Origin of the sequence: Vulcanisaeta distributa DSM 14429 (assembly GCF_000148385.1) — an archaeon.
GTDB lineage: Archaea > Thermoproteota > Thermoprotei > Thermoproteales > Thermocladiaceae > Vulcanisaeta > Vulcanisaeta distributa.
Map to the genome: position 1 here is coordinate 152,656 of NC_014537.1, position 18,134 is coordinate 170,789.

Annotated in this window: 16 protein-coding genes; 8 read left to right on the forward strand and 8 right to left on the reverse strand. The window is 46.8% G+C overall.

From position 1 onward, the window contains the following. The first annotated feature begins 513 nt into the window (after positions 1–513). Positions 514–1,164 carry a hypothetical protein gene (locus VDIS_RS00790; protein ID WP_013335297.1) on the forward strand — a complete coding sequence of 217 codons (651 nt, stop codon included), beginning with the start codon at positions 514–516 and terminating at the stop codon, positions 1,162–1,164. A gap of 132 nt (positions 1,165–1,296) precedes the next feature. Here the strand turns inward: VDIS_RS00790 and VDIS_RS00795 are convergent, their stop codons facing one another. Then, the gene (locus VDIS_RS00795; RefSeq protein WP_013335298.1) at positions 1,297–2,316 is read right to left on the reverse strand and encodes an ATP-binding protein; all 1,020 of its coding nucleotides are present in this window, start codon (positions 2,314–2,316) and stop codon (positions 1,297–1,299) included. A gap of 9 nt (positions 2,317–2,325) precedes the next feature. Then, complete coding sequence (locus VDIS_RS00800; protein ID WP_013335299.1) at positions 2,326–3,204, reverse strand: hypothetical protein; 879 nt, start codon at positions 3,202–3,204, stop codon at positions 2,326–2,328. Between the two features lie 136 nt (positions 3,205–3,340). Here VDIS_RS00800 and VDIS_RS00805 point away from each other — a divergent pair, with 136 nt between their 5' ends. The 3 genes from VDIS_RS00805 to VDIS_RS00815 are packed head-to-tail and all read left to right on the forward strand — an operon-like array spanning position 3,341 to position 7,405. Further along, positions 3,341–4,531 carry a hypothetical protein gene (locus VDIS_RS00805; RefSeq protein ID WP_013335300.1) on the forward strand — a complete coding sequence of 397 codons (1,191 nt, stop codon included), beginning with the start codon at positions 3,341–3,343 and terminating at the stop codon, positions 4,529–4,531. A gap of 1 nt (position 4,532) precedes the next feature. Continuing rightward, on the forward strand, positions 4,533–5,741 hold the full coding sequence (locus VDIS_RS00810; protein ID WP_148678151.1) for a hypothetical protein: 1,209 nt from the start codon (positions 4,533–4,535) through the stop codon (positions 5,739–5,741). Further along, complete coding sequence (locus VDIS_RS00815; RefSeq protein WP_148678152.1) at positions 5,741–7,405, forward strand: hypothetical protein; 1,665 nt, start codon at positions 5,741–5,743, stop codon at positions 7,403–7,405. Before VDIS_RS00810 ends, VDIS_RS00815 begins: the two co-directional genes overlap by 1 nt. A 115-nt stretch (positions 7,406–7,520) precedes the next feature. Here the strand turns inward: VDIS_RS00815 and VDIS_RS13085 are convergent, their stop codons facing one another. From VDIS_RS13085 to VDIS_RS00830, 4 genes are all read right to left on the reverse strand, one after another. Beyond that, entirely contained in the window at positions 7,521–7,649 is a 129-nt protein-coding gene (locus tag VDIS_RS13085; RefSeq protein WP_013335303.1) for a hypothetical protein, read from the reverse strand. Between the two features lie 31 nt (positions 7,650–7,680). Next, a complete protein-coding gene (locus VDIS_RS00820; RefSeq protein ID WP_013335304.1) occupies positions 7,681–9,699 on the reverse strand; it encodes an AAA family ATPase in 2,019 nt (672 codons plus the stop codon). Next, on the reverse strand, positions 9,686–9,976 hold the full coding sequence (locus tag VDIS_RS00825) for a hypothetical protein (protein WP_148678153.1): 291 nt from the start codon (positions 9,974–9,976) through the stop codon (positions 9,686–9,688). Before VDIS_RS00825 ends, VDIS_RS00820 begins: the two co-directional genes overlap by 14 nt. 80 nt (positions 9,977–10,056) lie before the next feature. After that, entirely contained in the window at positions 10,057–10,851 is a 795-nt protein-coding gene (locus tag VDIS_RS00830; RefSeq protein WP_013335306.1) for a DNA double-strand break repair nuclease NurA, read from the reverse strand. A 93-nt stretch (positions 10,852–10,944) separates the two neighbouring features. Between VDIS_RS00830 and VDIS_RS00835 the strand changes: the two genes are divergently transcribed. Then, entirely contained in the window at positions 10,945–11,157 is a 213-nt protein-coding gene (locus tag VDIS_RS00835) for a hypothetical protein (protein ID WP_013335307.1), read from the forward strand. Between the two features lie 124 nt (positions 11,158–11,281). Next, positions 11,282–12,655: a hypothetical protein gene (locus tag VDIS_RS00840; RefSeq protein ID WP_148678154.1), complete on the forward strand. Its 1,374-nt coding sequence runs from the start codon at positions 11,282–11,284 to the stop codon at positions 12,653–12,655. Between the two features lie 46 nt (positions 12,656–12,701). On the opposite strand, the gene VDIS_RS00845 is transcribed toward VDIS_RS00840, so the two are convergent. Next, on the reverse strand, positions 12,702–13,541 hold the full coding sequence (locus VDIS_RS00845) for a winged helix-turn-helix domain-containing protein (RefSeq protein ID WP_013335309.1): 840 nt from the start codon (positions 13,539–13,541) through the stop codon (positions 12,702–12,704). 148 nt (positions 13,542–13,689) lie between these two features. On the opposite strand from VDIS_RS00845, the gene VDIS_RS00850 reads away from it, so the two are divergent. After that, positions 13,690–14,871, forward strand: coding sequence for a hypothetical protein (locus tag VDIS_RS00850; protein ID WP_013335310.1), 1,182 nt, complete (start codon positions 13,690–13,692; stop codon positions 14,869–14,871). Positions 14,872–14,876: 5 nt separating this feature from the next. Continuing rightward, positions 14,877–16,733 (forward strand): hypothetical protein, encoded by a 1,857-nt coding sequence (locus VDIS_RS00855; protein WP_013335311.1) that lies wholly within the window; start codon positions 14,877–14,879, stop codon positions 16,731–16,733. Between the two features lie 228 nt (positions 16,734–16,961). Here the strand turns inward: VDIS_RS00855 and VDIS_RS00860 are convergent, their stop codons facing one another. After that, positions 16,962–18,011 (reverse strand): MarR family transcriptional regulator, encoded by a 1,050-nt coding sequence (locus tag VDIS_RS00860; protein ID WP_013335312.1) that lies wholly within the window; start codon positions 18,009–18,011, stop codon positions 16,962–16,964. Positions 18,012–18,134 lie beyond the last annotated feature (123 nt).

Sequence of the window (18,134 nt, forward strand, 5' to 3'; positions counted from 1 at the left end):
GTAAACCCCTGACCGATTCCTCATCAACTACATTACTTATCAACGCATTGCTATAAATAATCTTACTCATTATAACAAATACATATCGGTAATTTCATATCATGCATTTAGTAAATCTCCATACCGACATTAATGACGTTCGTGGTATTTTTATGGTATTTATTTCATCATAAAATCCGCGAATATCATTAAGTGTCTTGTTATTGACATGATTAATCACTATACCTGTCTTTAGGTAATTCAATGTGCTTGTACTTTAATGTTACCTTTATTCAATCAACACTCTGAAAGTTAAATTTTAATTATCAATATCATGTTACTGACTGGCTGGTTACCCTATGCATTGCTTTCGATATCCACGGCGTATTATCTAGCTGCACTTACATGGAAATTAGCCCAATTAGCACGGTTGGCACTATTATTCTCGAGTGTGATTAGCTGGAGATTTCTAGCTCTTTTTGAATTACGCTACATAACTTCACGTTTATTAGGGTCCCGGCATATTAATGATTTATGACAACCTTAACCATTAAGGATTTATACATACCCATTGGCTGCTTTATCATAATATTATTACTCATAGCGTTAATCGTAACCACGCAAACCGCGCTTGCCTTATCAATGCACTACGGTGATTTGATCTTCAACATGGTTCTATTTCTGACGTCGCCATTTAACCTCCACGAGTTCATAGCCGTGAAGGTGAACCCTTCAGTAGTATTCTATGAACTTTTCTTAACGTTCATGGACCTATTATTGGCAATGTCCCTAATTGGATATAGGTTCAGTGAGTTTAGGAACGTTATATTTTCAATGTTCGCTATGTTCCTAACCATTGTTGTAGCTAATTACCTGGCCTTTGGAATCCACTACGTAATATGGAGGGAGCCCCTTACGGGCATTTCCGGAATTGCCACGGACTCATCAATAATAATTTTAATAATGAGTATAGATGCGATGCTCAAGACTTGGAGACGTGAGCCAATAAACACTTATGAATTAGCCTTAACATTGGCGTCACCACCATTCGCAATAGTCACACTATATCTGGCATTAATATCACCCTACTGGATAAATCACGTGATAGACATAATAAGCCTAACACCAACTCTAGCAATAATGTTAAAAATCTTAAATATTAAAATATTTAAAATGATGAGATAATTGCCGAGGAACACTGAAAACCCTTTAAGCAATCCTAACTATCTACTTAATTACATGGCATGCAAATAACAAGTTTAAATCTATCATTACCGTAGTTTTAATTTTGGCATTACTTTCATGGTAATGATATACTTAGCTAGTGCTTAAATCGCCCACCAACTCTGAGTAGCTCCTCATTATCTTTTCTACCTTTGCCTTTATTGTTTCCTCGCTTTTACCCCTCTCCATCGCCTTAACTATGTACTTCGCCGCTTGCTCAGCCTTCCTAAGCGTTACCCTGCCCATGTACTCCTCAACCACCTGCCTAACCCAGCCCGGCATCCTCGCGTTGGTGATTGACTCCATGAAGCCAATCAACTCATCAACGCTCGGCTGCGGCACCTCAATGGGCACCAGCCTATCCATCAATGGCGCCCACCAATTCGCAGACCTAACCCTTGGGTTGAATGGGTTTGCCGCCGCGACTGCCCTGAGCCAGGGCATTTCGAGGCTTACAGCCTTACCGTGCTTCGTAATCCTAAGCCTACCACCATGATCAAGCAACTGCAGTAGTGGGCTTAGTGCGATGTTCCTAGCCTTATCAAGCTCATCCAGGAGTAGGTAGTCGACGCACCCAGCCTCGATTATTAAGTCCTCAATACCCGCAGCCGAAGCATCGGCCATATTCACGTAAAGCGGGTTATTCGCTACCTCAGCGATTGCATCCAAAATAAGCGTCTTACCACTACCAGGCCCACCAAGCAAAACAACGTGATTACCAGCCTCAAGATTGATTATTAAGTCATCAACAGCCTCACCAAGGCTGGGCACGAGCTTAAGGACCCTACTACTCAGGTAGCTCGTGACCTCACCAATCGCCTTAGGCTCACACTTCGTTGCCTCCGCCTCTCCCCACCCCTTCCCACCAATGAGTGAGTTTACTACGTCGATTATGATCCTCCTAGCCTCGGCGCATGGCCTGTTTATTATTGCCCATGTGTATGACCTAGACCTCTCAATCCTGAAGCCATACCTCACGAGTAAGGTCCTAAACCTATTGTAGTTCCCGGGGCCGAGGACGTCAATCAACACCCTAACACTAACGGTACACTCACCATTATCCTCCCGCATGTATAAGCCATCAATTAATGACTGGGTGTTGAGGGCCCCCACACGACTCACCTACTGCATTAGGCGTTCTAGCAAGCTCACACCCTCCTGCCGGCTCGCCTTAGCCAGCTTAATCACTAGGTCTAGGTGTTTCCTAACTTCATCAACCCTATCGTTGAGTAGGTCCTTGATTAACCCACTAACCTCGTTAATGTTGAAGCCGTACCTCAGGGCTTTATGTATAAGCCCCACCAGTACGAACCTTAGGAACTTATTAACATTGTATTTGTGGAAGACCACAGCCCTAAATGCGTAGGTTGACTCGGGGGTGTCCAGCCCAATGGCATCCGCAATCGCCATTAATTCGGTAATGTTTTTCATGCTCATGAATGTACTCATCGCCGCCTGGTGCATGGACCGCGCCAGGGTCTTGTCATATGTATCGTAGGCGCCCAGGTTGAATAGGTTGATTATTGATTCCTTAACGAGGTTCATGGCATCGCTAGCCTCCCCACTTAGTTCATTGCTCACGTACTTAGTGTACATGTCTAGGTATGTGAAGAACGCGAGTGATGTGGTTGATGCAAGCACTAGGCCTATTGAGGTTGGTAATATGGACATAATCCTACAGCCCGTCTTCGACACTGCGCAGTCATAATCACTCGACCTGCACGTTGAGCCCCTCCTAAACTTCACAAGGCCATACTCACACAGCCTCCTCAGCATTCGGTAGAGCACACGATGGCTTGTGATGCCGAGGTAATCCCTGGCAAACCCCCTGATGGCCGTGAACCTAGCCGCACCACCGGCCAGTGTGTCTAGGGATATCCTCATGAGGAGGATGTCCTCGCAGGTCACGGTTGTCATGAGTGATGGGGCGTTGTCCAAGCCATCCACCCTGGCAACCTCATCAACAAACCAACACCACCTAACCCTCCCCAACTGACCCATCAAATCACCGGCAATAACTACCTTAGAATTTACACTTAAATTAGTTACTGAAACCTCAAGTTACTGAACCCGATAAACAACTCGGTAACTAACCATAGAGAAAAGCAATTTAAAAATGCGTATCTCGGTAACTATGATGAGCACTGGGGGCTTAGGTAATAAGTGCAATAGGTGTGATAGGAGGTGTGAGTTGAATCAGTTGCAGGGTAGGGGTTGTGGCTCAGTAACGATCGGTGATGAGGTGATTGACTACGGGGACCTCTGCGTAGACATTGGGGATGTAATAGGCATACTAGAGCACGGCGACATAGACCTTGCGGAGGCCCTGAGGCAATTCATCAACACAAAGTCCTTCAATGCAGACCTATGCGAGCTTTGCGGCGATTATAACCAAAGGATTACCTGCACCGAGAACTTAGCCATTTACTGCTCAGATGAGGATAAGATATACTACAACATTGATAGGGTCGCTGAGTGGTTAACTAAGCTTTACATAACGAATATGGGCACACTCATGAAGCAGCTAGCCAGTGAGTTAAAGGATGTGTTGATTAAGAATAGCAACTTCAAGCTTGGGGTACCACTGGGCCTCGTCATGAGAATCGCCGCCGAAGCGACTGTGGATGTTGCAATGACGTATCTACTCAGTCACGAGAGATACCACTGGGCGCATGGGCCTGGCGAATTCCCACCAGAGGAGGAGGTCATGGCCGCAGCGTATGGAATGTACACTGCTTACACCGAATCACTCAATCCACTGGTTAAGTTCATATCAATGATTAGCAAGTCCCTGCCAGAAGGACATGCGCACCTGAGGTTTAGAGCATTCTCACTGCCGGGAACTACTAGGTACTTGCTTAGCACGTTACTGAAAGGCTACTTCAAACACCTAACGCTGGCAAGGCTTGCCTACGATAATGCACTCCTAAAGGACTACTCAGGCTTTACCAAGTACCTAGACCCAATACCCAGCGAGCCTAGGCTCGTAATCCTAAGCAATGGCATAATAACCGTCCCAATCATCGGTAGGAGCTACGAGATAATCGCAAACTTCGCAATGAATGATGATCAATACGTGCAAATAATTCATGACGACCGCAGAATCCTCGATGTGGAAATGAGCATAAAGTCGGTAGAGCCAAAATTCACGGGGGAGCCAAGGATAAGGAGGGGCGAGGTTCGTGAGGAGTATAAGCACTGTGAGGTCTGCATAGACCTTAAACCAAGCCAATGGCTAATACCCATTGAGTCAATAATCAATTATAATTACCTAAAAATAAGTCAAGTGACTCCAGAAGTCTTAAAAGCAATTGTTAATGGTGATTAATGTGGCTCAGTCCCTACCAGCAATGGCTAGCGTTGGCAATATTGTTAGGAATTGGAATGACTGGGTCAAGAACTTCTTCAATGCCTATATAGCGCCCCTGAATCAATGTGCCGAGGAGCTACTGAAGCAGTTCGGCAATATTAATAATGAGTTCGTGGAGTACGTAAGGCTAATCCACGACCTAACGGATAAGATACTAAGTAGGACTGGGGTAATCGCGGATTCGGCAATTACGCCATGCAGCATTGAGAGGTTTCTCGAGTATGCCGTGAACTCATCAGCAGGTCACAACCCATTCATGTTCTTCGCCTGGAGCATTAGAACAACAACGCCAATACACTTTAGGGCATACTACGGAGACCCAAGCAATTACACTACTATACTAAGTAACCTTGGTTACGACAAAATACAGAACGCACCACAACCAGTAAGTCTATGCCCAGGTTGCAACCCAAGCGAGTACTCACTCCATGGCTACCCAGATTGGTTAATCAATGGAAACGTCGAATACGTACCTGGCTACTACCCAAGGCTTTCCCTGAAATTCGAGGAGAATGCTTGGAATAAATTCATCAGCAGCGCCTCGACATTAGGCGGCTTACTCGCCAGACTTAATGAAGCGATATGGAGTATGATAAATGATGCTACCTGGCTATCCTCCCTCTACTACTATTCACAGAATAACCAGATTATTCCATTGAGATCATCATTAATTGACTACGCCATGAAAGTAAGCAAAAGCCTAGAACCAATCAGTGCGCAATATGTTAATCATTACGTATGCCGTGGTGGTGACGTTGATAGCAAATTTGACGTATTCTGTAGAAACGTGGTTACAAGCGTTTATGCAGACATAAATACCATATCGCGATCATTAACCACATTACTCGATGCTCTTCATAATAAATTCAACAGTGATACTGCACGTGATGAACCCACATACCATATTTACTTAGTCAACAATAACGACCGTAACTGTAAAGCTGGTCGTTTTGAATATGGGCTTTATTACGTTCCTATGCCGTGGTGCTCATACATGGATATGGTAATACCTCAGGTAATGCTCGGCAGACTAGAGCTGGTAAGTATTAACATGAATAGTCTCATTAATGAACTTAGTAAAGCTTATGTTAGTGAGGAACGTCAACGTATTATTCAGTTTCTTAATACATACACAGGCACATACACGGTTTTGCTTAGGTGGTTATGATGGGTACGACGTACCTTACTCATGAACAACAAATTGTGCAGCAACTACTTAGAAGGAAGTATTTCCTAGTTCATGGAGGTGGTGCTAGGGAGTTAAACCCAGGGGAAGTGGCCCAGCTTGGTATTCAAACACAGCAATACGCGCATGTACCTATTCAGCAGCCGCAGGTTGTGCAATCCCTCGCGCCGCAGCATGCAGCGCCGCAGTACGCCGTGCCTACACCACCACAGCGATTACCTGAGCGACCACAGCCGCTGGGCGATATATTCTACGTATCATCCATAGAACTGGCAGGCCCTATCAATGTGCGTAAATTGCCATTAATAATACCGCAGGTAACGCCCATATCCGCACAGTCAATTAATGTTTATCGCATGACCCCGCAAATACCCACGCCACAACTCACGTTTAGTCCTGTGGCATCAATAATCTTAAATGAGGAGGCCTTAGAAGCAATGGGGCTTAGTAAGAATGAATTCGTGTTAAGGCTCGTAAGTACGGCATCCGTAATTGGGAGGGGGTTAACAACACTTCAGTATTTAGTTGGTAGTGGGGAATTCGTTGATTTCCTAAATGGGCGTTTAGGACCAAGTAGTAAGAAGGCCGTGATACTACTTTGGGATTTGCACGACAATATCCATTACGATTTCATCAGGGAATTACTGCTCAGGAGGATGCGCGAGCTTGGTGATGAACCTGAATTTGTTAGGTCAGTCATTGATAGCGCTGGCTCGGTGAGTAACGGCGTCAAGACAGACCTTGAAGTCTCAAGCAACGTTAATCAATTACTCATGATAAGGTGTATGTTAGATAAGGAGCAGTTAATGAACCTTAATTGGTTTAAGGATAGGCTCAGGGAATTAATGAGTAGGAGAGGTTCAACATACGTAGTCATAATATGTGAGAGAAGCGCCACCAATGTGGTGGGGTACGTCGTTAACGCATGGAGTGAAATATGTAAGGGTGAGGGCGCGCACAGTCCTATTGAGAGACTGTGTAATTACGTGGTTGACAAACTTCATGTACCATTTATAATACTTCAACCCCCAGCAACAGCCGAGGGTATTAAATTGGCTTACTTAATTAATGGTGTTAAACCACCAGATAACCCATCAAACATATTTGACGTGGCCTTTGGCGATGCCTTAATGCGGTATAGCTCGAGACTCAACGAGATAAAGAGTGATTATGAACTATACGTTGAGCGCGGCGAGAATGAGTCTGCCGAGCACTTTAAACTTAAGGCGTTTATTTACCACTACCTGGTTAAGACTAGGTTTAATGGTAAGCCCGAGGATTCGATAGGTCAAATAAGGACTGAGTATGCGGTATGCAGTGGTGTTAAGGCTGACGTGGCTTATGGCGGCGAGGTTTATGAGGTTGAGACCCTATTTGGCGAGGGTGAAAATAGCGTTAAGAAGGTTCAGGAGACCGTGATGAAGTATAAAGGCTGTGGTGCCATTTCGAAGGTTCACATCGTACTTGAGCCACTAACCACCGTCATGCATCTAAAGGAGCTTTGGGGCTTAATGGAGCACTTCAATAATTTGAGGAGGAGGGGTTTATTGCCGTTTGGGGTTAGTATAGAGACTATAAATGTGGATAGGGAGGAACTAGTGCCTCTTAAGGACTTTATTAGGGAGTTGGGTGAAGCACTGTCTTAATTTTGATGCTTGTTACTCTCTACCTAAGATTGCGAATCAGATTGTTTTGTTTGTGCTTCGTAGATTATTACCGCCGTTACCACGTAGTTCTCGCGACTCCCCGCAACACTCACCTTCACATTAATAACTCTGCCACCCCATTCTCCACCTCCCTTATTGCCTCATTAATCCGGGACTCCAACTCCCTCTCCACGTACCTACCACTCGCGGTTTCCAAGGCCACTACCTTAACCCTAGTTGGCATTAACTAACACTGGCTAGGCCCTTGAAATACATTACTTATGGCTCCTATGCCTTACCTGTGGTGGTGCCTTTATCATTACTGCGTGTGTTCTTAGGGCGTAGCTCCTCACCACGGCGACCCCGTCCTGGGCGTACATTATTTCGCCAGCATACTCCCTAAGGCCAACTCTCTCCAACACCTCAACCTCACTCCTAAGGGCGACCTTCGTATTCGTAAGCTGGAGGATTAGGTCATTCAAGTCGCCAGGGGTGTGGGTTGCAAAGATGACGCCAATCCTCCTAACCCTACCAAGCCTCGTTAACTTATTAATCATTGTCTCCACGGTGTCCTTATTGAAGTCCTCATCACCACGACCAACGGTCTGTGGGAAGTAGTTGTGGGCTTCATCAATCATTATGAAGGTTGGTCTAGGCTGCCTGCCACCCCTCAACTCATTATCCCTCTCCTCAAACACCCTTGATAGGAACCTATAAACAATTATTGACGCGGCGCCGGGGTTCTCCCTGAAGAGCCTTAGGTCTAGGATTACGAGGCCTCTCAGGACATCCGCGTAGTTGCTCGGCTCGTTGAATACCACGGCGTACCTACCATCCCTACTGGTGAACCTAACATCCATTATCCCCAAGCCACCAATCATTGAGAGCCCCCTGAAAATGTTATCCCTCTGGCTCGGCGCCAACTTCATGCATGCGGCGGCCAACTCAATACATGCATCATTACTCAGCAACTCGTCAATACCCGTAGAGCCCTCCTGAGCTCCCACGGCCTTGGTGGCGAGCCTACCCTGCCTCCTATCCTCTACCCTACACTTCTCCCTACCCCTCTCGCCAACCCTCTCCTCACAGTTAACACCAGCCCTTATGTAGTCCATAGCCCTATCAATGACCTTTGGGAATAGTAGGGAAACCCTCTGACTAAACACTGGGAATACCCTGGGCAAGTCCCTATAGATGCTGCTGAAGCTTAGGGCCCACGGAATAAGCCTAAGCCTGAAGCTTCGCCCATCAACGGTGACCACCGCCTCAACCCCATCCAGGACAGCCTCATTACCCTGAACCCTAACCGACGCCGTGTAGTTTCTGGGGTCGACCTCAATCTTAGAGCCTCCGTAGGTCTGCTCCAGCAGTGCCCTGAGTAGTCCATAGCCAATGGCCTGGGCGTACTTCCCCGGATCCTCGACGTCCGTGAGGGTTGCGTCACTGCCCTCCACCTCACCCACGTAGTAGTCCCCGTAGTCCTCAATGATGTCCCTATTAACCCTCAGGTAATCCCTCGTGATTGGCGCCACAATCGTTAGTGAATCCACGGGCTTGAAGATTAAATCATCAACAACCCTATCCGGGGGCAGCGCCATTAGTGGGTAGTCGCCCTGCAGGTCTAGGGCTACCACAGTTGACTCGGGTATTGAACTCAGTATTGAGAGGGCTAGATTCTTTAGGAGGACTGTCTTACCACTACCCGTGGTGCCCACCACGAGCATGTGCTCGTAGAGTACGTGCTCCGGCAGGAGGACATCAACACCCCTAACCACCCTACCGCCGGAGTAGAGCCAGCCAATGAGGACCCCACTACTCGGTAATTGCAGCATCCTCTTTATGAACGTGGGTGTTGGCCTGAAGACGATACTCAGTGGGTCTATTGGTGTGTGGACTGGTGATGGGTCGCAAGCCTCGAACCCATCCATTGGGCACTCGGTGAGTGGTTCGAGCATTACGGTGGCCGGCGTGGCAATGCCTGTGTAGTCCTCGGGAACCTCAAGCACGGGTGTTGTCCTCGTGAAGCCAATGACGTGGCTCCTCCTAACCTCGGTAACCCTACCCAGGACGAGAGTCCTGTGTATTATGGTTGCAATACCGAGGAAGTCCCCAACCCTAATCCCACTATTTACGTAGTTGTTGAATGGAACGTCGATGATTATCCTATGACCCTCAACACCCACGGACACGTAGTCCCCCATCGTGACCCTACCAATAACCGCATCACCAACACCCTTACTGTGTATGAAGTCCTCAATCTCCCTAGCCCTAGCCATAAGGTCAGGCGACTGCACTACCAACCACCTCACTTAGCAATTGCCTAACCTCAACCTCCGTATCGTACGTGAAGGAGACCTGGCTACGCCTTGCCAATTCATAGAACGCCAGGTATAGGCCCCTGGTCAGAGACTTAGCGTACTTATCAACAACACCTATTACGTAGGGCAGACCATCAACACCAATATTCCTGGCGAGCCACTTAACGAGGCCTTCAACGACATCCCTCATCCCATCATACGTACTCCGCAGAACCTCAACCCTGAATACCCTTGACCCCAACCCACTGTACACGTACCAAAACACCCTCTCGGGGAAGGTGTACGTGGTTATCTTACCACTTTCGCGATAGACATGCCTGAAGGGCCCAATGATTATTGGGTCGAGGACCCCCTAACCCTCCCACTGCCGATGGACTGAATAACCAGTGGGTCGCTGCAGTGCCTTGGGTTTATTGTGTCAAGAAGCCCAAACTCACTGAGCACCTCATCACTACAAAGCTTCCTTGAGTTCTCAACCCTCTTAACAACGCCAATAACGGGCACGCCAAGGCCCTCTAACCTACCTATTGCCGAGACCCTCCTCATAGCCAACCCACCCTTCTCCCCAAGGCCGAGGTATGTTGGCCCATCAACAACCACCGCGTACTCACTACCGGCTCTACCCAACTCGCTGTGCACCTTATCGAGAGCCCACGTCTCAAGCCCCATCCTAACCTCATCACTTATGTCATCCTCATTGTAATCACCCACGAAGTACTTACCGTCATGCGACTTAACCATAACAAACCCACCGAGCTCCCCATCCTCCTCAATCCTCCTAAGCACATCCTCACTGGGCGCCTTAACTGCGAGGAATCTGACCTGGGGAGCGCCACCAAGGCCTGGGTACAACTCAATGGGCGGCCTCAACCCATAAATCGCAACACCGGCTATGAAAACCCTAAAGCTAAGACTCCCAAGCCTCCTCGACGAACCATCAATCACAATCAACCTCCTAGGCGGCGCACCGCCAAGCCCCTCCACGTGCTTGGGCTCGGCATTTATGACCTCGGTCCTGAAGTTCTGGTCCTCGGTGGGTGGCGCCTCGGTTATGGCTGATAACTTACCGCTGGACGTGGTGAGGCTGGTCAATAACTTATTGAATATGCCAAGGACACCACTAGGCATTAATCAGCAACACATATACCCACTTATATAACTTGTCTATTACCACACAGCAAAAGCGAAACAAGGATTTAGAGTGAGAGGCATGAGAAGGCGATGAGGCTCAGGTTAATCGCGAGTGATGGGGCCCTAGGCTACTACGAACTACCAAGTAGGCCGGATGACCCATGGAAGCCCATGAAACTCATAGTCAGGGTTGGCCCCAGGGAATACTACATCGTCGAGGCATACCCAGAGCACCTAAGTGGCAGGTGGGTCATAGCAATGCCCATAATTAAGGATGAGATCGAACTCATCAGCATTGCCTAAGCATTGCATGTGTACTTCTTGGGTGATGACTTGGTTTATAACCCACTGAATTAATTAGGTATGGCGTGGGTTGGTGCCTTAGGACTTAGGAGTGCTGTTGAGGGGTTTGGGCTTGGTGGTTGTTATGGGTGGTGTTGAGTTCATAGGTGTTGACCTGGATTCCATTGATGGTAGGCTTAGGGCGGTGATCGACTATGCAATCAAGGCTTGGATGGGTGTTGAGGTGGGTGGTGAGTCTGTTAGGGGTTTGTTCAGTGATGATGTTGATTACAGGCTATTCACCGGCTTGGGGTTTAGGGATTTGGCTGGTATTGCCGTGTCGAGGCACTACGCAGTCCTAGTCATGGGGGTTGGTGAGCACTACCACCCAACATACGTGGTTGGGGTGAACGATGGCGGTAAACTATTCATAAACGGTGGTGGGTGGGCATACGCAGACCATTGCAGTGCCGAGCCAAGCTTCATGAGGCACTTCCTAAGTGGCGGTGCGCTGAGGGTTGTTGGTGTTGACGACTCGGAGGTTAAGGGTTTACTGGGTTTTGACTTGGACGCCGGTTATGAAGGTGTTGACTTGGGTAGTGCATTGGGTAGTCGTGTTAGGGTTAGGGGAGACCTGGTGCTTCAGGTGTTACCCATTGAGGATTACGTGGATGAAATCACTAGGGCGGCTGAGGAGCAGTACGTGAATGCCGCATCCCACGTAATCATGAGGAGGGCAATGAACGCGCTGGATAAGTATGGTATAGCGGCGACTCTGGATGGTGATGTGTTGATGGTTGAGGCTAGCGGCCTTGGTGGTGATGTTAATTCCATACTCAACGAAATCGCGAAGCTGCTGGCGAGGGACTTGGTAATTGATGATATGCTAACCAATGGTCACCCGGATGTGGAGGTTAAGCGGGTGGCGAGTGATTGGGTGTTGGTTCACTACGGCTATTCAGGGCTTAATGAGTGGTTCCTTGAGCTAGGCGTTAGGTACATGGAGTACCTGGGCGTGGGCTTAATAACGATCAAACCCACAGCACAGCCAAGCGGCTGCAGGTACGTAGTTGGTTGCGGTGATTTACCGAGGCTCGTTAGGGAGTCCCTGTGGGGTGGTGAGGGGGTTCAGGAGGTGGACATTGGTGGTTATGAAATCACGTACCACGGACTACCACGCTCAGTGACGCTAAGCCTAAAGCCAAGCTTCATGGGAAAGCCGCTCATGATAACGGCCAATGCGGAACCAAGTGACTTGGGGGTCACGAGGGACTTGGTCATTGAGCACCCGAGGCACGGAACATACAAGGCAGTGCTCACTGAGGCTAGGATGATTAGGGCCTCACGCGTCACGGACACACTAACACCATACAAAAACGCACTGAGGCTACGCAAGATGACTGCCAAGGCAGGGGGTATTGCGGAATACGCACTGCCGCAGGGAGTCAGAGGCATAACACTGGGCATAAACCTATCAAGACCAATCACGAAAAACTGCGACGCAGAAAACGACGAGTGAAAAGGGTGGTGCTGTTTATAACATTCATTGGTGGTTTCGCAACTCCTTAATCACCCTCAGGTTGTGCTATTAAGGAGTTAATTAACTCCTCGACTGTGTAGTTGCTGGGTACTGTTGCGTATTTAATGGACTTAATGTTACCCATCGAGTCAGCCCTAAGCGTCATTATTGACTTGACCAATAGCCTGGAGTTCTGCTTAACCCTAACCATGGCGTCGATTAGGTGTATGTAGTAGATTGAGTATGACGCTGCCAGCCTAATCAACATGCTTGGGCTATATGGCTTGAAGAATTCATGGGGCCCAATGACGGCGGTCCAGATCCCAAGGCTTGATCCGCCACCATCAATCCTAACAATCACGTTATAGCCCGGTGGGTCGAAGATGTTGAAGAAGTGGCTATTACCATTGATGTAATGCACCTTACTCCAACCATTACTAGCCCTGGCAGCCTCCCTGAAGGACTCCTCATCAAACTCACCAATGTCCACAATTCCTGACTCAGGCCCTAACCAACCTAAGTCATCAATGAGTCTCTCCGGATCTATCCTAGGCCTAGCCTCAAACTCAACAATAAAGGCTTCCAGGGCCTCCGCATCGCTGGGTATAATGATACCATACTTACTTACCAAATTCTCCTCAACCAACTTAGCTATCTTAACCATGGTATAGTCACTCTCAACAAGCTGCTTACCGGCATCCGTAACCCTATAAACGCCAACACCAACCCTCTCAATTAAGCCACGCTTAATAAGGTAATTCAGGTAATTACCACAAGCACCCCTACTCATGTTAAGAAAACTACACAACTCACTAAACCTAGCCGAACCACCCTTCTCAACCACGTACTTAAGCAGGGCTAGGTAAAGCCCCCTCCTACCACCCATAGAGCCTCACCAAGCCATCAAGTTCTAAATTTATAAACCATACGTTAGAATGCAAATTAGAATTACGAGATAATTAACGATGTTCTAACTCTAGTTCTAACATGTAACTTAAAAACTTAGAACTTGATGGCTTAAGTGGGTGGGTGTGATGGCTGAGTGCACGCCTAGGATTAGGGAGGTCAGGTATTGGGATGAGGCGTGGTGGGAGGAGGGGTTTAAAGGCATTGACGAAGCCTACTCAAGGCTAAGAGGTCTACTAGATGCCGTTAAGGAGGTTGAACTCAAATTAACCGGCAGTGACCTAAGCCAGCTACTGAGGAGTCAGCAAATGAGGGACTTCACGATGAAGGTTATCCTGGGTGGTTTCAGGCAGGAATGCGTAAATAAAACGCTGAATGCCGACGATGTTAAGGGGTGCTTTAACAGTAACGCCTTAGCTAGATTCTACAGGGAGGTCTTCGGAATAGGGTTAAGCAATGATGACATTGCAAAGTTCGTTAATGTAGCGCAGTATGTAGGGCTGGAGAAGGCTGGTGAAGGCTTGAGGATAGTGAGTATGAGGAGTTACGTAATGGATACTTTAAATGGTATTCTAACTAGCTTCATTAACGTATATAAGGTTGCCGGGAGGCAGGTGCCGAACCCGATGAGGTATAATGTAGATAAGCCTGAGGATTTAGCCCAGGCATTCATAGACACTACCAACGCATTACTTAAGCTTCTCCCACTCTACAACCCATTCACATTCTTCATACAGTCACTGGACTTCACGCCAAAGCCGTATCTAAGGCTAATGTACTGCGATAAACTATTCAGCAGCGACGTAACGAACCTAATGGCTAAGTACGGGATTAGGTTAACAACACTACTGAAACCCAGCATTAGTAAGGAGCTTGATGAGGAACTAGCCATAATAGGGCATGAGGAAAACAGCCTAGGAAGACACCTACTAGCCACAGTATGGCACATTTACGAATTAACGTATTGGCTTAAGGGTAAGGATTATGTTAAGAATATCGATGATGAGTTCAGGAAGTACGTCGAAAAATACTCAATCTACCTTGACGAATTCTACAGAAGATTAACAGGCAGCGGCTTTGAGGGTGTATGTAGCATGATGCTAGATATTAATATTTATTATGGTAGTAATATTAATATATATGGTCGTAGTATATTTGGACGTGATGTATTCTCATTTAGTCGTCGTGGTTGCGGTGAAATTAGAATGTCGTTAAGTTATAGCGAATTTCTCGAGCTATTCTCGCCGTTGATGTTCCTTGGACTGATTTTTAGACACCCATTATCCAATGAGATATTTACTGTTGGGTGATTTGCATGAGTATTGAGGTTGCTGTTGGTGAGGTTGATGAGGGGGTTGTTAATGTTATTTATAGGCTTAGGGGTGGTGAACAGGTCGGTGTCTCCGGCTTACCCACGTCTCAGGGGGTCCTGGAGTATGGGTTTAAGGTGCATGTGGCTAAGCCTGACCTAGGCCTGCCTAAGGAGCCTAGGCTTGAGATCACTCCACTTGACTCCACCACACCATCCATAACACCCATTGGGCTTAGGCCGGGTAATCCTGTTGAGGCCCTCTTCATCATACCTAGCGGTTTATTGATGAGTGTTAATATTAATTACGAAACACCCCAATTACCTCAATCATCACTCCTCAGCCCCATACCCAGTCTCCCGGCAGTTAATGTTGAGTTCGTTAAGGAAGCCACCGTTGAGTTGGTTGGGCTTGAGGACCTGCTACCAAAGATAAGGCCTGTATTAAGTCCTCAGTTGGGCGCCGTTGATGTCAGTTTCATCGAGGTTGGTAGGGTTGGCTTAAACCTAGACCCCTCAACATCAATCCTTCCAAGCGGTAGACCGAGTATGTTAAACCCGGTTGAGGTTTCCTTCCAGCAGGCAATGGCTTCGATGGACATCTCAACCACAGTACCCCTAACCGAATCGCAGAGGCAGGTCAATACGACAACATTAACTGAAGAGGAGATTAAGACTGCCCAGGCGGTTGAGGAAGTATACAGTGCCGAGGAGCACCCAATTCTAGGCCTAGGCAATGTAACCCCGGAGAAGCCAGTAATTATACTCGCCCATAGGCCTAAGGAGGAGAAGGCTAACTACATTGAGTTTCTTAAGAGGTTTCTTAGGGAGGTTTATAGGGTTAGGGTTGGTGGTTTGCCGGCACCTAAGCATGTGAGTAATCCACTGGATCTTAGGCTCCTCCTCCCAATCGAGGTTGGTGCCGGCGGTAGGTTATTCATCCTAGACCTAACCAGCGAGTTGGGAAGCCATCCTAAATTCGATACTGACCTTAATAGGCTTAGGGATAGGCTTAGGGAGCTATTCTCACAGGGCTTCGGCTTCATAGTACTCTACGGTGATGAGGATTCGTTGAGGAGTATTCGAGGGAGCCTGTGGAGGGAGTTCAACATATGGAGGCCCGTTGATGTTTCAATAATGGGTGAGGATGTTGGGCTTCTCAAGCTCCTAACTCACTTAATGTGGGGTGATGTTGAGGGTTCGGTTAGGGATGAGGCTGGCGCAGGTCTAGACGTGGTGACTGTGTACCTAGAGGATGAGTTTTGGAGAAGACTTGGGGAGGTGGCTAGGGACTTCAATGTCCTGGTTAAGGTTAGGCCAAGCTCAAGCCCTGATGAGGGTGGTAGGGAGTCTATGACGCACTACCTAACCAAGGCATTCGTAGTTAGGCACCTCATCGATGAGTTGAAGAGGGAGTTCATGGAGAGTGGGTTGGGTGAGGACGATGCGTTTAAGAAGGCATTAGATTGCGTTGAGACTGAGTACCAGTACCCGTTGGAGAAGGAGAACATTAGGCTTGACATCTATGTCAAGCAAAATTGCGGTTCAAGGCTAAGTGGATTGGCTGTGGAGGTCGAGACCCTATACGGCACTGGGACCGTCGTTCATAAGTTGCTGGAGACCGTGGAGTCCAGGGTTGGTGCTGGTGTTAAGGGGCTTTGGGTTGTGGTCCCAAACCCGCAGGCCGTGATTTACCTACCGCTACTGCTTAGGCTTAGGAACCACGTGAGGAGTAAATATGGTGACATTGAACTCTACACACTCGATATACACAACGGCAAGTTAGTGAAACTAACCGAGGTAGCAAAGAAAATACTAAACACAGTTAAGGAGGTGAGCGAAAAACAAAAACAACAAACATGACATCAAACTGCCTAATCCTTTCTATCCTACGTCATCATCCGCATCAAACCCACAAACCAGCAACCCTGCTCAATAAAATACTGCATACTCCCCGTAAACCAGGGTGGTTTACACAGAGAATAATTAATAATCAGCATAAAAGAATAATGTGTGGTAAGATCATTATAGTGTTTATTGTGATGGTTGATGGTTCGCGTTATATATTAAATTTAAGGATTTAAGGAGTGGCTAGTGTGGTTCTTTAGTGAGCGTAAGTAGGGTGTTTGGTACATTTGATGGTTCTAGGTTCTCAATTTTCATTATCGTGTTTATTAACTTAGTGAGGTCGTAACCCTGTGTAAATGGTATGTAGTGAATGAATCCTTTACGACTCTCTGTATATATCATGGAGCGAGGTATTACGTTATTACTAAATAATCTAAATAATGATAAAAACTTCATGGTATTTACTAATGAAATCATAATTAGCAGTCTTATTATTGATTCGTACGTGCCATCACTCAATTGCTCATCACCGTACGTCGCTGACGAGACGACGCCCATGTACCTAAAGCCCTTATTCAATATTACCATGGTGACAAATTTAACGGGTTTCACAATTGAAGAATCAACTTTAAGTTCAGTTGTACTGTATATGTATAAGTTCGATCCATCATGCCTGCACCCATCACCCCCCTGCTTAAGTACATTGAATAACTCCTCGTGTTTCTCGATCTCACTAAGCTCTATATTTTCATAACTCGATGCAAATGCTTCTCCTAAAATGACAAGCCCAAAGTATTCAGTATTATTTTGATGATAATAAGGATTATAATGGTATTCCCTGGCTAAATATTTACAATTTATAACTCTAGGAATTGCGTTAATAATGTTAATAATTTTATTGGTATTTTGAGCATTGGTCTCAAAGCGTGAAAGCAATAGGTCCATTCCTGACAATGTGCCGAGATCTCTCGGTAGTATTACCGGTTTAAAATAACTCAGCTCATTCAGTATTTGATTATTAATGTCATACAATGTACGCTTAATGGCACTGTAATTACTCAGTTTTAATTTATAAATTCCCTTACCACTTCTTTCAATCAAATCTGCCTTTACCAGCCTTTCTAATAATCTACCCACTGTACCTTTACTTTTTACGCTGTACTTTTTATGAAGAAACTCAAAAATCTCTTTAAACGAAGCGCTGTAATCAGAAGGTTTAGAACTTAAGTAATCTAAAACGTCTATCTCCTGCGCCCTTAACCCACTGGTCACACCTGCCCTCTTCCTTACCATAACATGTTTGCGCAAGAAATGTATTATAAAAATTACGCGCGAACAGCACGAACACCATAGAACGTAATCCAGTTCGCGCTAAAAATAACTCGGGGTAGAGCCAGCACTATGTTGGTGAGCCAG

What these genes read in the sequence shown, in the direction of transcription:
- VDIS_RS00800 (WP_013335299.1), bottom strand. Translation starts at nt 3,204, where the DNA reads ATGGGTCAGTTGGGGAGGGTTAGGTGGTGTTGGTTTGTTGATGAGGTT.
- VDIS_RS00790 (WP_013335297.1), top strand. Translation starts at nt 514, where the DNA reads ATGACAACCTTAACCATTAAGGATTTATACATACCCATTGGCTGCTTT.
- VDIS_RS00855 (WP_013335311.1), top strand. Translation starts at nt 14,877, where the DNA reads ATGAGTATTGAGGTTGCTGTTGGTGAGGTTGATGAGGGGGTTGTTAAT.
- VDIS_RS13085 (WP_013335303.1), bottom strand. Translation starts at nt 7,649, where the DNA reads ATGCCAACTAGGGTTAAGGTAGTGGCCTTGGAAACCGCGAGTGGTAGG.
- VDIS_RS00850 (WP_013335310.1), top strand. Translation starts at nt 13,690, where the DNA reads ATGGCTGAGTGCACGCCTAGGATTAGGGAGGTCAGGTATTGGGATGAG.
- VDIS_RS00860 (WP_013335312.1), bottom strand. Translation starts at nt 18,011, where the DNA reads ATGGTAAGGAAGAGGGCAGGTGTGACCAGTGGGTTAAGGGCGCAGGAG.
- VDIS_RS00830 (WP_013335306.1), bottom strand. Translation starts at nt 10,851, where the DNA reads ATGCCTAGTGGTGTCCTTGGCATATTCAATAAGTTATTGACCAGCCTC.
- VDIS_RS00805 (WP_013335300.1), top strand. Translation starts at nt 3,341, where the DNA reads ATGAGCACTGGGGGCTTAGGTAATAAGTGCAATAGGTGTGATAGGAGG.
- VDIS_RS00845 (WP_013335309.1), bottom strand. Translation starts at nt 13,541, where the DNA reads ATGGGTGGTAGGAGGGGGCTTTACCTAGCCCTGCTTAAGTACGTGGTT.
- VDIS_RS00815 (WP_148678152.1), top strand. Translation starts at nt 5,741, where the DNA reads ATGGGTACGACGTACCTTACTCATGAACAACAAATTGTGCAGCAACTA.
- VDIS_RS00835 (WP_013335307.1), top strand. Translation starts at nt 10,945, where the DNA reads ATGAGGCTCAGGTTAATCGCGAGTGATGGGGCCCTAGGCTACTACGAA.
- VDIS_RS00840 (WP_148678154.1), top strand. Translation starts at nt 11,282, where the DNA reads ATGGGTGGTGTTGAGTTCATAGGTGTTGACCTGGATTCCATTGATGGT.